13 protein-coding genes and 1 tRNA gene are annotated in these 13,984 nt (G+C 68.7%); 4 read left to right on the top strand and 10 right to left on the bottom strand.

Annotation, left to right across the window (positions count from 1 at the left end):
- Positions 1-81: 81 nt before the first annotated feature.
- Positions 82-3,726 carry an indolepyruvate ferredoxin oxidoreductase family protein gene (locus ACK4TH_RS06220; RefSeq protein ID WP_409623913.1) on the bottom strand — a complete coding sequence of 1,215 codons (3,645 nt, stop codon included), beginning with the start codon at positions 3,724-3,726 and terminating at the stop codon, positions 82-84.
- A 321-nt stretch (positions 3,727-4,047) separates the two neighbouring features.
- Here ACK4TH_RS06220 and ACK4TH_RS06215 point away from each other — a divergent pair, with 321 nt between their 5' ends.
- Positions 4,048-7,002: an EAL domain-containing protein gene (locus tag ACK4TH_RS06215; protein WP_409623911.1), complete on the top strand. Its 2,955-nt coding sequence runs from the start codon at positions 4,048-4,050 to the stop codon at positions 7,000-7,002.
- 30 nt (positions 7,003-7,032) lie between these two features.
- Here ACK4TH_RS06215 and ACK4TH_RS06210 read toward each other — a convergent pair whose 3' ends face one another.
- Entirely contained in the window at positions 7,033-7,722 is a 690-nt protein-coding gene (locus ACK4TH_RS06210) for a dienelactone hydrolase family protein (protein ID WP_409623909.1), read from the bottom strand.
- A 96-nt stretch (positions 7,723-7,818) separates the two neighbouring features.
- Between ACK4TH_RS06210 and ACK4TH_RS06205 the strand changes: the two genes are divergently transcribed.
- Genes ACK4TH_RS06205 through ACK4TH_RS06195 form a run of 3 tightly spaced genes read left to right on the top strand, consistent with a single transcriptional unit; the run spans position 7,819 to position 10,211 of the window.
- Positions 7,819-8,439 (top strand): MarC family protein, encoded by a 621-nt coding sequence (locus ACK4TH_RS06205; protein ID WP_409623907.1) that lies wholly within the window; start codon positions 7,819-7,821, stop codon positions 8,437-8,439.
- A gap of 34 nt (positions 8,440-8,473) precedes the next feature.
- A complete protein-coding gene (locus tag ACK4TH_RS06200) occupies positions 8,474-8,983 on the top strand; it encodes a low molecular weight protein-tyrosine-phosphatase (protein ID WP_409623905.1) in 510 nt (169 codons plus the stop codon).
- 4 nt (positions 8,984-8,987) lie between these two features.
- On the top strand, positions 8,988-10,211 hold the full coding sequence (locus ACK4TH_RS06195) for a CaiB/BaiF CoA transferase family protein (protein ID WP_409623903.1): 1,224 nt from the start codon (positions 8,988-8,990) through the stop codon (positions 10,209-10,211).
- Positions 10,212-10,251: 40 nt separating this feature from the next.
- Here ACK4TH_RS06195 and ACK4TH_RS06190 read toward each other — a convergent pair.
- From ACK4TH_RS06190 to infA, 8 genes are all read right to left on the bottom strand, one after another.
- Positions 10,252-10,328: transfer RNA gene (locus tag ACK4TH_RS06190), tRNA-Met, on the bottom strand.
- Positions 10,329-10,352: 24 nt separating this feature from the next.
- The gene (gene rplQ / locus ACK4TH_RS06185) at positions 10,353-10,754 is read right to left on the bottom strand and encodes a 50S ribosomal protein L17 (protein WP_409623901.1); all 402 of its coding nucleotides are present in this window, start codon (positions 10,752-10,754) and stop codon (positions 10,353-10,355) included.
- 77 nt (positions 10,755-10,831) lie between these two features.
- Complete coding sequence (locus ACK4TH_RS06180; protein ID WP_068608197.1) at positions 10,832-11,818, bottom strand: DNA-directed RNA polymerase subunit alpha; 987 nt, start codon at positions 11,816-11,818, stop codon at positions 10,832-10,834.
- Between the two features lie 111 nt (positions 11,819-11,929).
- Positions 11,930-12,553, bottom strand: a complete 624-nt coding sequence (gene rpsD, locus ACK4TH_RS06175) for a 30S ribosomal protein S4 (protein ID WP_334153961.1) — start codon at positions 12,551-12,553, stop codon at positions 11,930-11,932.
- A gap of 255 nt (positions 12,554-12,808) precedes the next feature.
- Positions 12,809-13,213 carry a 30S ribosomal protein S11 gene (gene rpsK, locus ACK4TH_RS06170; protein WP_043700250.1) on the bottom strand — a complete coding sequence of 135 codons (405 nt, stop codon included), beginning with the start codon at positions 13,211-13,213 and terminating at the stop codon, positions 12,809-12,811.
- A 21-nt stretch (positions 13,214-13,234) separates the two neighbouring features.
- A complete protein-coding gene (gene rpsM / locus ACK4TH_RS06165) occupies positions 13,235-13,600 on the bottom strand; it encodes a 30S ribosomal protein S13 (protein ID WP_068608194.1) in 366 nt (121 codons plus the stop codon).
- 18 nt (positions 13,601-13,618) lie between these two features.
- The gene (gene rpmJ / locus ACK4TH_RS06160; RefSeq protein WP_072242940.1) at positions 13,619-13,732 is read right to left on the bottom strand and encodes a 50S ribosomal protein L36; all 114 of its coding nucleotides are present in this window, start codon (positions 13,730-13,732) and stop codon (positions 13,619-13,621) included.
- A gap of 30 nt (positions 13,733-13,762) precedes the next feature.
- Positions 13,763-13,981: a translation initiation factor IF-1 gene (infA, locus tag ACK4TH_RS06155; protein ID WP_043700245.1), complete on the bottom strand. Its 219-nt coding sequence runs from the start codon at positions 13,979-13,981 to the stop codon at positions 13,763-13,765.
- Between the last annotated feature and the right edge of the window lie 3 nt (positions 13,982-13,984).

Below are 13,984 nucleotides of genomic sequence, written 5' to 3'. Positions count from 1 at the left end.
GCTCCACGCCGCGTCGAGGCGGTGACAGGGCGGCCCGCTCACCGGTCGGCCGCGCCGACGCAGGCCGGCCCGCCCAGCGGGTCAGGCGACGCGCGCGGCCGGCGACGGCGCGGCCGCGGCGTCGCCCGCGCGCCACCGTCGCAGCAGGTCGTCCCACAGCGGGCGCGCTGCCCGCAGGTTGCGCTCCTTGACGTGGCCAAAACCCTTGACCCGCGCCGGCCAGCGGGCAATCTCCAGCGCCAGCGGCAGACGCTCCGCCCGCAGATCGCGCAACACCTCCTCGACCGCGGCCTCGTACTCGCGGATCAAGCCCCGCTCGGTGCGCCGCTCCTCCGTGTGACCGAAGGGGTCGAAAGCAGTGCCGCGCAGACCCTTGAGCCGCGCCAGCACGCGGAAAGCCCCCATCACCCAGGGGCCATATTCGCGCTTGACGAGTTCGCCCTTGTCGTTGCGCCGGGCCAGCAGCGGGGGCGCCAAATGGAAGCGCAGCGTGAAGTCGCCGTCGAACTGCTCGCGCAGACGTTGCAGGAAGGCACCGTCGGTGTACAGGCGCGCCACCTCGTACTCGTCCTTGTAGGCCATCAATTGCGCCAAATGCCGGGCCACCGCCTCGGTCAGCGCGGTCGAGCCCGTGCCCAGCGCCGCCTCGGCCGCCTGCACACGGCGTACCAGGGACTCGTAGCGCTGCGCGTAAGCCGCGTTCTGGTAAGCCGTCAGATGCTCCACCCGCACGCGGATCACATGCTCCAGCGTAGGCCGCGGCCGCAGCTCGACCACCTGCGCCGGCTGCAGCCAGCGCTTGACGGCCCCCTCGTCGTGCGCGGCGCGCCGTCCCCATTCGAAGGCCGCCTTGTTGGCCCCCACCGCCACGCCGTTGAGCTCGATGGCGCGCTCCAGCGACTCGCGCCGCAGCGGAATCCAGCCCTTCTGCCACGCATAGCCCAACACCATCGGGTTGACGTAGAGCGTGTCGCCCAGCACCTTGAGCGCCAGCGCCTCGGCATCGAACGCCCCCACGCCCACACCACCCACCGCCTCGGTGATGGCGGCGACGCAGCGCGCCGACGGGTTCTGCCACGCCCCGTCCTTGACGAAGGCCGCGGTCGGGGTGGCTTGTGCGTTCAGGGCGACGTGGGTGCGGCCTTCGCGCATGCGCGCCAGCGTCTCGGGGCTGGCCGCGACGATCGGGTCGCAGGCCAGGATCAGGTCGGCGGCGGCGGTGCCCACGCGCGTGGTCAGGATGTCGTCTTGGCGCGCACCGATGAGCACATGGCTCCAGGTCGCGCCACCCTTTTGCGCCAGCCCGGCGGCGTCCTGGGTGACGATGCCCTTGCCCTCGATGTGCGCGGCCACGCCGAGCAACTGACCAATGGTAATGACGCCCGTACCGCCCACCCCCGCCACGACGATGCCCCAGACCCCGGCGCCGGCCCGCAGCTCGGGCAGGGACGGCTCGGGCAGCGGCGGCAGATCCTTGAGATCGGGCCCTCCGGCGTCACGGCCGGGCTTGCGCGGCTTGGCGCCCTCCACCGTCACGAAGCTGGGGCAAAACCCCTTGGTGCAGGAAAAATCCTTGTTGCACGTGCTTTGGTTGATGGTCCGCTTGCGCCCGAATTCGGTCTCCAGCGGCTCCACGCTCAGGCAGTTGCTCTGCACGCCGCAGTCGCCGCAGCCCTCGCAGACGCGCTCGTTGATGACGGCGCGCTTGTCCGGATCGACCATCAGGCCGCGCTTGCGGCGGCGGCGCTTCTCGGTGGCGCAGGTCTGGTCGTAAATGATGGCGGTCACGCCCTCGGTATCGCGGCACTCGCGCTGCACGCGGTCGAGTTCATCGCGGTGCAGCACCGGCACGTCGGCCGGCAGCGTCAGCGTCACGCCACCCAGGGTGGTGTGCTGGGCATGGGCGTACTTGGCCGGCTCGTCGGTCACGATGAAGAGCTTGCGCACCCCCTCGCTGCGCAGGCTGTGCACGATCTGCAGCACCGAATGCCCCTCGGGCCGCTCGCCCACCGGCTGGCCGCCGGTCATCGCCACGGCATCGTTGTAGAGGATCTTGTAGGTGATGTTGACGCCGGCCGCGATGGCCTGGCGGATCGCCAGCAGCCCGCTGTGGAAGTAGGTGCCGTCGCCGAGGTTGGCGAAGATGTGCTTTTCCTTCGTGAACGGCTGCTGCCCGACCCACGGCACGCCCTCGCCACCCATCTGGGTAAAGGCGAGGGTGTTGCGGTCCATCCAGATCGACATGTAGTGGCAGCCGATGCCGGCCATGGCGCGCGAGCCCTCCGGCACCCGGGTGGAGGTGTTGTGCGGACAGCCGGAGCAGAACCACGGCACGCGCTGGGCATCGGCGGTCTGCACCTGGATGGCCTGCAGCGACCGTTCGCGCGCCTCGATCACGGCCAACTGCGCTTGCACCCGCGCTGCGATGTCGCTGCCCTCGGGCAACAGGCCGCGCTTGGTCAGCCGCCGCGCCACGGCGCGCGCGATGACGGCGGGCGTCAGATCCGCATTGGCGCGCAGCAGCGTGTGGGCGCTCGGGTTCGGCACCGACCACTCGCCGCCCGAGTGATCCCCCTCGATTTCGTCGAACTTGCCCAGCACGTCTGGCCGCACGTCCGGGCGCCAGTTGTAGAGCTCTTCCTTGAGCTGGTATTCGATGACCTGGCGTTTTTCCTCGACGACCAAAATCTCGCGCAGCCCTTCGGCGAACGCGCGCGTGAGCTGTGCCTCCAGCGGCCACACGACCGCCACCTTGTGCACGCGGATGCCCAGCTGGCGGCACGTTTCGTCGTCCAGCCCCAGGTCGTGCAGGGCTTGCCGCAGGTCGTTGTAGGCCTTGCCGCTGGCGATGATGCCGTAGCGGTCGTGGGGACCTTCGATGACATTGTGGTTGAGGCGGTTGGCGCGCACGTAAGCCAGCGCCGCATACCACTTGTAGTCCATCAGCCGCGCTTCCTGCTCCAGCGGCATGTCGGGCCAGCGGATGTGCACGCCGCCTGGCGGCATCTCGAAGTCGTCCGGCAGGACGATCTGCACCCGCTCGGGGTCGATTTCGACGGTGGCGCTGGACTCGACGATCTCCTGGATCGTCTTCATGCCGGTCCACACGCCGGCGTAGCGGCTCATCGCCCAGGCGTGCAGGCCCAGGTCCAGGATCTCCTGCACGCTGGCCGGAAAGAACACCGGCAGCCCGCAGGCCTTGAAGATGTGGTCGCTCTGGTGCGCGGCGGTGGAGCTCTTGGCCACGTGGTCGTCGCCCGCCACCGCGATCACGCCGCCCCATGGCGTGGTGCCGGCCATGTTGGCATGCTTGAAGACGTCGCTGCAGCGGTCCACCCCCGGCCCCTTGCCGTACCACAGGCCGAAGACGCCGTCGTACTTGGCACTGCCCGGAGGAGCGAAACCGAGCTGCTGCGTGCCCCAGACGGCGGTGGCGGCCAGCTCCTCGTTGACACCGGGCTGGAAGACGACGTGGTGGGCCTTGAGGTGCTCGCGCGCCTTCCACAGCGCCTGGTCGTAGCCGCCCAGGGGCGAGCCGCGGTAGCCGCTGATGAAGCCGGCGGTGTGCTTGCCGACCAGAGCGTCGCGTTGCTGCTGCAGCATCGGCAGGCGCACCAGCGCTTGCACCCCGCTCATGAAGGCGCGGCCGCGATCGAGGGCGTATTTGTCATCGAGCGAGACGGATTCCAGCGCGCGCCGGACGTGCTCGGGCAAGGGAGCGGTCATGGCAGAGAACTCCTTCGAGGCAAAACGGGCCGGTAAGCCCCCATGCGGACGTCGGGCCTGCCAACTGCGCCCAAGGTAGCCAGCACCGGGATCACCGGCTGCCGCACCTGCCCATCGCGCCCGTCCGCGCATGGGCCGCAGTGTAGGGCCGGCGCGCGCTGACGGCACGGTTTCCCGTGCCGGCGCAGGGCCATTTGCGGGTAAACCCTGATCGCACCCCCCCTGGGCCGCCCATCCTGCCCCGGGGCCGACAGGGCTGGCAACCGCGCCCGTCGGAAGGCTCGGTGCGCGGTGCTACAGTGCGGCCACTTTCAAACCATCATGGACGTCGTTGCCCCTGCTGCCAACACCGCCCTCACGCGCCACGGGCTGCGCGGGGTGGGGTACGCTCTCATCACGGCGCTGGCATATGTGATCGGCGGCTGGCTGGCTTTGCAACTGCGCGTTCCGCCGGACTACGCCATCGTGGTGTTTTTCCCCGCCGGCGTGGCGGCGGGCGCCGCGCTGGTCTGGGGCCGGTGGGCCTGGCCCGGCATCCTGGCCGGCGCACTGGCGGTGCAGATCCTGACGCACGACAGCCTCGGCGCCGACTGGCGCCACTGGGCGATCGCGGTTCCTGCGATCGGCGCGACAGCCATGGCCGCCGTATCGGCCTGGGCCATCCGGCGCTGGGTCGGCTACCCGTCCACCCTCGACGAGCCGCGCCTGGTGCTGCGGCTGCTGTTCGTGGTGCTGCCCCTGGGTGCGTTGCTCAACGCCAGCGTGGCCGTGCCCACGCTGGTGGCCCGCGGCGTCATCGCCTCCGCCGACGGCTGGGGACAGTGGGCCAGTTGGTGGCTGGGCGATGCCTTGGGCGCGGTGCTGGTCGTGCCGCTGATGTGGGTGGGCTTTGGTGAACCGCGCTCGGCATGGCAAGCGCGGCGCCGGGGCGTGGGCATACCGCTTGCGCTGGCGCTGCTGCTGGCCGGCGGTGTGGTGCGGCTGCTGGCCGACGCCCAGGCCCAACAGTTGCGGCTGCGCGCCGAACAGGCGGGGGAGCAGGCGGCGCAAACGCTGCAACGCCGGCTGGACGCGCAAATCGATGCGCTGGAGGCCATGGGCCAACTGATGGCGCGCGCCCCCGCCATGGGGCAAGACGAGTTCGAGCGTTCGGCCGAGCTGTGGCTGCGCCGCTACCCCGGCACGCAAAATTTCACGTTCAACTGGCGCGTCTCGCGCGCCGACCGTCCGCACTACGAATGCTGCGACCCTGGCTGGCCGATCCTGGCGCGCGACGCCACGGGCCGCCGCTTTCCCGCGCCGAACGCCGACGAGCACATGGTGATCACGCGGCTGGCGCCGCTGGCCACCAACCAAGCCGCGCGCGGGCTGGACATTCTCACGTACGAACCGCTGCGGCGGGCCGTTCAGCGGGCCATCGACAGCGGACGCCCACAGGCCACCGAACCCTTCCGGCTGGTGCAGGAACAAGGCTCCCAGCGCGGCATCGTCGTCTATCACGCGGTCCGCGCCACCCACGGCAGCGGCGAGGTACTCGGCATCGTTTCGACCGCATTTCGCATGGGGGACGTCACCCAGGCGGGGCTGGAGGCCGTGCCGCTGGAGGGTTTGACCCTGTGCCTCATGGACAGTGATGCCAGCCCGGACAACCGGCGTCTGGCGGGGCCGGAGGGCTGCGAGCGCACCGCGTCGCCGGACCATCTGGGCGTCCGCACCGAGTGGCCGCTGCGGTTTGCCCAGCGCGCCTGGGTGCTGCGACTGGATACCACCGAAGGCTTTTGGCGCCAGAATGCGGCCGACGCGCGCATGCACCTGACGGCGAGCACGGCCTTCCTGACCGTGGCGCTGCTGGCGGCGTTTTTGCTGGTCACCACCGGCCAGCGGCGGCGGGTCGAGCAGTTGGTGGAGCAGCGCACGCTCGAGCTGGCGCGCAGCCACGCCAGCCTGATCCAGCTCGCCCACTTCGACGCCCTCACCGGCCTGGTCAACCGCAGCTTTTGGACCGAACAGGCCGAGACGGTGCTGTCCACGGCGCGGCGCAGCGGGCAGGAGGTGGGCATCATCTTCCTGGACCTGGACCGCTTCAAGCACGTCAACGACAGCCTGGGGCACGCCCAGGGGGATCGCCTGCTGCAGACCGTGGCAACGCGGCTGCAGGCATGCTTGCGCTCGCGCGACGTGCTGGGACGCTTCGGCGGCGACGAATTCATCGCTCTGCTGCCGTGGGTGAAAGGGCGCGACGGCGCCGCCACCGTGGCGCGCAAAATCGCCCGCACCCTGGACGAGCCGATCGAACTGGACGGCGTGCAGGTGCGCGTCAGTGCCAGTCTGGGGGTGACGGTGTTCCCTTACGACGGCAGCGCGGTGGAAACCCTGCTGCGCCACGCCGACACGGCCATGTACGCCGCCAAGGCCGCGGGGCGCAACCAGTGGCGCTTCTTCGAGCCGGCCATGCACGAGCACGTCTCGCGCCGGCTCGCGCTCGAATCCGCCCTGCGCCAGGCGGTCGACGATCCGCAGCGCGGCGGCTTAAGCCTCGTCTACCAGCCCCAGATCGACGCCGATGATGGGCAGCGCCTGCTCGGGCTGGAGGCCCTGCTGCGCTGGGACGACCCCGCGCTGGGCCCGATCTCGCCGGCGGAGTTCATCGGCGTGGCGGAGGACGCCGGCATCATCGATCGCCTGGGGGCATGGGTGCTGCAGACCGCATGCCGGCAGCTCGCCGCTTGGCACGCCAGCGCCGACGCGCCCCTGTTCGCGCAGGTCCGGCTGGCGGTCAACATCTCCCCCATCGAATTTGCCCGCCCGGGTTTTCTGGACCGTGTGCGCGACGCGCTGCGGGATCTGGGCCCGGCCACCCGACTGGTGGAGCTGGAGATCACGGAAAGCCTGCTGGTGCAGGCCGGCGCCGACGTGACCGAGCGCATGCGCACCCTCACCCAAATGGGGTTGGAGCTGTGCTTAGACGATTTTGGAACCGGCTACTCCAGCCTGGGCTATCTGCAACGCCTGCCCATCGGCAAGCTCAAGATCGACCGCTCCTTCGTCAACGGAGTGCCTGGGGATCCGGACAGCGCGGCCATCGTGCGCGCCACCCTGTCCATGGCACACGACCTGGGCCTGCGGGTGGTGGCCGAAGGGGTGGAAACCCCCGAGCAGCGCGACTTTTTGCGCCAACATGGGTGCGACGCCTTCCAGGGTTGGCTGTATGCCCGCGCAATGGCGCCGGCCGAGCTGTTGGCCTGGCTGCGCGCCCGGCAAACCGTGCCCGCCTGAGCGACCCGCGCACCCACCGGCCGCGCCGGATCAGCCGACGTGCTGGCGCAAAAAGGCCAGCGTGCGCTCGCGCGCCAGCCGCGCCGCCGCCGCATCGTAGGCCCCACGTTGGTCGCAGTTGAAGCCGTGGTCAGCGGCATAGGTGTGCACCTGGACCGTGGGATGGGCCGCCGCAAAGGCCTGTACCTCCGGCAGGGGAATCCAGCGGTCCCGCTCGGCGAAATGGGCCAGTACCGGACAGCGCGGCTCGCGCGCCGCCTCCACCGGCGTCGTGACGCCGCCCCCGTAGTACGGCACCGCGGCACTCAGACCGTACAGCAGGCACGCGCTGCGCCACGCCATCAGCCCGCCCCAGCAATAACCCACGACACCGACGCGCCCACCGCTGGCGCGCGCCGCCTCGTCGATGGCGGCCTGAATGTCGGGCAGCACCCCAGGCGCCGGCAGGGCCTCCACCGCCGCCTTCAGGCCCATGCCGACCTGCATGTCCTCGGCGGTGTAGCCCAGCTCCACCCCAGGACGCACGCGGTGAAACAGCGCCGGCGCCACGGTCACATAGCCCTCGGCGGCGTAGCCGTCGGCCACGGCGCGGATGTGCGCGTTGACGCCAAAAATCTCCTGCAGCACCACCAGACCGCCGCGCACAACCCCGGCGGGGCGAGCCACATAGGCCGGAATGCGCGCCCCATCCGCGGGCGCCAGTTCGGTGACGGTGTTCATGCCGATGCCATCCTTTCACGGGCGCAGTGCCCCTGCAGGCCCGAGCGTAGCGCAATCCGGCGGGCGCGGGCGCACAATGGCCGCACAATGGCGACCATGGATCTCAAGCCACTGATCACGCTGCTGGCCATCGTCAATCCGCTGGCGATCGTCCCTTTCTTCATCCACTACACCCTGGGCTTTTCCGCACGCCAGCGCCAGCGCACCATCGCCATCTCGGCCCTGTCGGCGTTTGCCGTGATCGCCGTCTCCGCGCTGGCGGGGCTGCAGATTCTGGAGTTTTTTGGCATCTCGCTGGCCAGCTTCCAGGTCGGCGGCGGCATGCTGCTGCTCATGTCGTCCCTGTCCATGCTGAACGCCCAGCCGGCCGAAGCCAAAACCACCCGCGACGAGGTGGACGATGCGGCCAGCCGCGCTTCCATCGCCGTGGTGCCGCTGACCATTCCGCTGCTCACGGGCCCGGCAACCATGTCCACCGTGGTCATCTACGCCGACCAGGCCAAAACCTTTTGGCAGCATGCGGCGCTGGTGGGCTACGGCGTGGTCATCGCCGCCGCCACGGCACTGTGCTTCACGCTGGCCGAGCCGATCGCGCGCGTGCTCGGCAAGACCGGCATCAACGTCATGACGCGGCTCATGGGCCTGATCCTGGCCGCGCTGGCGGTGGAGGTGATGGCCAGCGGACTCATCCGCCTGTTCCCCGCCCTGGCCGGCTGAGGCGGCAACGGGCCCGATCCGGCACAATCGCCGCATGGATGCCGCGCACGAATACCGGGTCGTCTTTTTTTGTATGGGCAACATCTGCCGCAGCCCCACGGCGCACGGCGTGTTTCGTCACCGGCTGCAGGCGCGCGGCTTGCACCATCGCGTGGCGGTGTCGTCGGCCGGCACGCACGCCTACCATGTCGGCCAAGCCCCCGACGCCCGCAGCCAGCACCATGCCCGGCTGCGCGGCTACGATCTGGCCGATCTGCGCGCGCGGCAACTGGCGGCGCTCGATTTCGAACACGCCGACCTGCTGCTGGCCATGGACTGGGACAACCTGGCCCTGGCCGAAGCCATGTGCCCACCGCCGCACCGACGCAAGCTGCGGCGACTGACGGAGTTTTGCCGCCGCCACGACAGCCCCGTGGTCCCGGACCCGTACTACGGCGGCGCCGACGGCTTCGAGCAGGTGCTGGATTTGGTGGAAGATGCCTGCGACGGCCTGCTCGATCACATCGAACGCGTGCTCGCGGCCCGTGTCGATGCGCGCCACTGATCCCATGAACGCCCATCCCTCCCCAACCCAAGCGCGCGCGGGCGGGCCGCTCGCCGGCATCCGCGTGCTGGAACTCGGTCAACTCATCGCCGGGCCCTTTGCGGCCAAGACGCTCGCCGACTTTGGCGCCGACGTCATCAAGATCGAGCCCCCCGACGGCGGCGACCCGCTGCGCAAATGGCGCTTGCTGCGTGAGGGCACCTCGGTGTGGTGGGAGGTGCAGTCGCGCAACAAACGCTCCGTGCGCGCCGACCTGCGCAGCGCGGACGGGCAGGCCCTGGTGCGGCGCCTAGCCGCCGAAGCGGACGTGCTGATCGAAAACTTCAAGCCCGGCACGCTGGAGGGCTGGGGCCTGGGCTGGGACGCCCTGCACGCCCTCAACCCGCGGCTGGTCATGCTGCGCCTGTCGGGCTATGGTCAAACCGGACCTTATGCACACAAGCCGGGCTTTGGCATTTTGGGCGAGGCCATGGGCGGCCTGCGCTACCTGACCGGCGAGCCGGGCCGGGTGCCGGTGCGCACCGGCGTGTCCATCGGCGACTCGATCGCGGCGCTGCACGGCGTCATCGGTGTGCTCCTGGCGCTCTACCACCGCGACGCTCGGGGCGGCCAAGGTCAGATGGTGGACGTCGCGCTCTACGAGAGCGTGTTCAACCTGATGGAGAGCCTGCTGCCGGAATACGACGCCTTTGGCGTGGTGCGCGAGCGCGCTGGCAGCGCCCTGCCCGGCATCGCCCCCTCCAACGCCTACCGGTGCCGCCCCGGCGCGGACGGGCAGGACAGCTATGTGCTGATCGGCGGCAACGGTGACGGCATTTTCCGGCGCCTGATGCGCGCCATCGGCCGCGACGACCTGGCCCAGGACCCCGACCTCGCCCACAACGACGGCCGGGCCCGGCGCGCGGCGGAACTCGATGCCGCCATCGAGGCCTGGACCCGCGACCGCAGCGTGGACGAGGTCATCGCCACCCTGGACGCCGCCGACGTGCCGGTGGGCAAGATCTACACCGCCGCCGACATCGCCACCGATCCGCAGTACCTCGCGCGGGGCATGGTGCTGCAATCCACCGACCGCGAGGGCCGCCCGCTGAAGGTACCTGGCATCGTCCCCAAACTGAGCGACACCCCTGGAGCGCTGCGCCACCCGGCCCCGCGCCTGGGCGAGCACGATGCCGACGCGGCATCCGCGACGGGCTGGCCGCGCCCCCGGGATAGCCGAGGCAAATAACAAAAAACCCGTTGGCGAATCGCCAACGGGTTGGAATGCTTGGTTGCGCGGGATGGATTTGAACCACCGACCTTTGGGTTATGAGCCCAACGAGCTACCAGACTGCTCCACCGCGCGTCAGAAGCAGAAATTATAGCACGATTATTCGGCCTTGTCGCCAGCCGCCGCAGCGTCCGCCGCCGGCTCGGCGCGATCGACCAGCTCCATGTAGGCCATCGGCGCGTTGTCGCCGACGCGGAAGCCCATCTTCAGGATGCGCGTGTAGCCGCCGGGGCGGCTTTGGAAGCGCGGGCCCAGCTCGTTGAACAGCTTGACCACCGTGTCGCGGTCGCGCAGGCGATCGAAGGCCAGACGGCGGTTGGCCAGCGTCGGGGTCTTGGCCAGCGTGATCAGCGGCTCGACGACGCGGCGCAGTTCCTTGGCCTTGGGCAGCGTGGTCTTGATGGCCTCGTGCTTGAGCAGCGAGTTGGCCATGTTGCGCAGCATCGCCTGGCGGTGCGAGCTGGTGCGGTTGAGTTTGCGAAGTCCGTGTCCGTGACGCATGGTAGGTTCCTTTCTGTCTTGTCACCGGCGGCCGGATCAGGTACCGCCGGGGGTCACTGGGTTGAGGAAAACCGGGGTCAGTGCTTCTCCAGCCCCGCCGGCGGCCAGTTGTCGAGCTTCATGCCCAGCGTCAAGCCGCGCGAAGCCAGCACTTCCTTGATCTCGTTGAGCGACTTGCGGCCCAGGTTCGGGGTCTTGAGCAGCTCGTTTTCGGTGCGCTGGATCAGATCACCGATGTAGTAGATGTTCTCGGCCTTGAGGCAGTTGGCCGAGCGCACGGTCAGCTCCAGCTCGTCGACCGGACGCAGCAGGATCGGATCGAACGCCGGAGCGCCCGCCTTGGCGCCGGCACCGGCCTCGAACGCCGCGCCGCCCTCGAGCTGCGCGAACACCGACAGCTGCTCGACCAGGATCTTGGCCGCAGCGCGCACGGCCTCCTCCGGGCCGATGGCGCCGTTGGTCTCGATGTCCAGCACCAGCTTGTCCAGATCGGTGCGCTGCTCGACACGGGCGTTTTCCACTGCGTAGCTGACGCGCTTGATCGGCGAGAACGAGGCGTCCAGCACGATGCGGCCGATGCTGTTGCGGTGGTCGTCGCCCTTGCGCAGGTTGCCCGGCACATAGCCGCGGCCCTTCTCGACCTTGATCTGCATGTCCAGCTTGGCGCCGGGCGCGAGCGTGGCGATCGGATGCTCGGGGTTGAGGATCTCGACGTCGTGCGGCGTCTGGATGTCACCGGCCGTGACCACGCCTTCGCCTTCCTTGCGCAGGCTCAGCGTCACCTCGTCGCGGTTGTGCAGCTTGAACACCACCCCTTTGAGGTTGAGCAGGATGTGCACCACGTCCTCCTGCACCCCATCGATGGTGGAAAATTCGTGCACCACGCCCGCGATCGTGACCTCCGTCGGTGCGTGCCCGACCATCGACGACAGCAACACCCGCCGCAGCGCGTTGCCCAGCGTGTGGCCGTAGCCCCGCTCGAAGGGCTCGAGCGTCACCTCGGCACGATTGGCCGACAGGCGCTCGACTTGGATGGTCTTGGGTTTGAGCAGGTTATTCAGCATTCGGACTTCCTTCAATACCCTCGGCTCGTTACACCGATAAGGCCGATGGAGCACAAAATCCCGGATCCCGCAGGATGCGGAATCCGGGCTCTAATGGGGCACGCCCGAGGATCAACGCGAGTACAGTTCGACGATCAGCGACTCGTTGATGTCGGCGCCGAACTCGTCGCGGTCCGGCACCTTCTTGAAGACGCCTTCGCACTTGTCGGCCGCCACTTCGACCCAACCCGGGAAACCGATCTGCTTGGCCAGCTCCAGGGCTTCCTTGACGCGGTTCTGGTTGCGGGCCTTCTCACGCACAGCGACGACGTCACCCGCGTTGACCAAGTAAGACGGGATATTCACCGTCTGGCCATTGACGCTGATGCCCTTGTGCGAGACGAGCTGGCGGGCCTCGGCGCGGGTGGAGGCAAAGCCCATGCGGTAGACGACGTTGTCCAGGCGCGACTCGAGGATGGACAGCAGGTTCTGACCGGTGTTGCCACGGCGGCGATCGGCCTCGGCAAAGTAGCGGCGGAACTGACGCTCCAGCACACCGTACATGCGCTTGACCTTTTGCTTCTCGCGCAGCTGCAGACCGAAGTCCGAGGTGCGGGAACCCGAAGTGCGGCCGTGTTGACCGGGCTTGGTGTCGAACTTGGCCTTGTCGCTGATGGAGCGGCGCGCGCTCTTCAGGAACAGGTCGGTGCCTTCACGGCGAGAAAGCTTGGCCTTGGGGCCGAGGTAACGTGCCACTGGTAATCCTTTCCGTACTGCCGCAACCCACCCCAACCGGGGCCATTGCGGGAGCCAGCGGGTGGGCGCGACGCCGGCGACGGGTCTCGCTCGGCCGCCCGGGTATCGACCCCGGGCCTGTCGTCGCACCAGCCCACGCTGGCGGTGGTCCAAACATCGATGCCACCCAACGAACGGGCGCAGGTGGCGCTCAAAGAAAAGCTTGCTATTGTAGCGCGCTTGGCGGCCTTCGCGTCAAGCGGCCCATCGCCCGCATCAGATGCGGCGACGCTTCGGGGGGCGGCAACCGTTGTGCGGCACCGGCGTCACGTCGGAGATGGACGTGATCTTGATGCCCAGCGCACCCAACGCGCGCACCGAAGACTCGCGACCCGGGCCGGGGCCCTTGATCTCGACGTCCAGGTTCTTGATGCCTTGCTCCATCGCGGCGCGGCCAGCCGCCTCGGAGGCGACCTGCGCGGCAAACGGCGTGGACTTGCGCGAACCCTTGAAACCCTGACCACCGGCCGACGCCCAGGCCAGCGCATTGCCTTGACGGTCGGTGATGGTGATGATGGTGTTGTTGAACGACGCGTGCACGTGCGCGATGCCGTCGGCGATGTTCTTGCGAACCTTCTTGCGCACGCGGGCCGCGGCGTTAGCGGAAGGAGACTTGGCCATGACTGTCCTTTATGCGGCGGATTACTTCTTCAGCGGCTGAGCGGCTTTGCGCGGACCTTTGCGCGTGCGCGCATTGGTCTTGGTGCGCTGTCCACGCACCGGCAGCCCACGGCGGTGACGGAAACCGCGGTAGCAGCCGATGTCCATCAGGCGCTTGATGTTCATCGTCACCTCACGACGCAGGTCACCCTCGATCGTGAGCCGACCGACCTGCTCGCGCACCTTTTCGAGTTCGGCGTCGGACAGGTCCTTGATCTTCTTCGAATACGGAATCCCGCAGGCGTCGCAGATCAGGCGCGCACGGGTGCGGCCGATGCCGTAGATCGCCGTCAGGCCGATTTCGGCGTGCTTGTGCGGCGGGATGTTGATACCAGCGATACGTGCCATGGTGGTCCTCTACTCGAATCAGCCTTGACGCTGCTTGTGTCGCGGGTCGGTGCAAATCACGCGCACGACGCCATGGCGACGGATGATCTTACAGTTGCGGCACATTTTCTTGACGGAAGCCGAAACTCGCATGTTGCTCTCCTAAAAACGAAAATCGGTCGCTCACTTGGCGCGGAACACGATGCGGGCGCGGGTCAGGTCGTACGGTGTGAGCTCGACCTTGACCTTGTCCCCGGGCAGGATGCGGATGTAGTGCATCCGCATCTTGCCGGAGATGTGCCCCAGCACGACATGCCCGTTTTCCAGTTTGACCCGGAAGGTGGCATTGGGGAGGTTTTCGATCACCTCACCCTGCATCTCGATGACATCGTCCTTCGCCATGTT

It is taken from the genome of Tepidimonas sp., from assembly GCF_046292505.1.
Lineage (GTDB): Bacteria > Pseudomonadota > Gammaproteobacteria > Burkholderiales > Burkholderiaceae_C > Tepidimonas.
The sequence above is the reverse complement of the archived record's forward strand: the minus strand, read 5'-3'. Positions and strand labels throughout refer to the sequence as shown.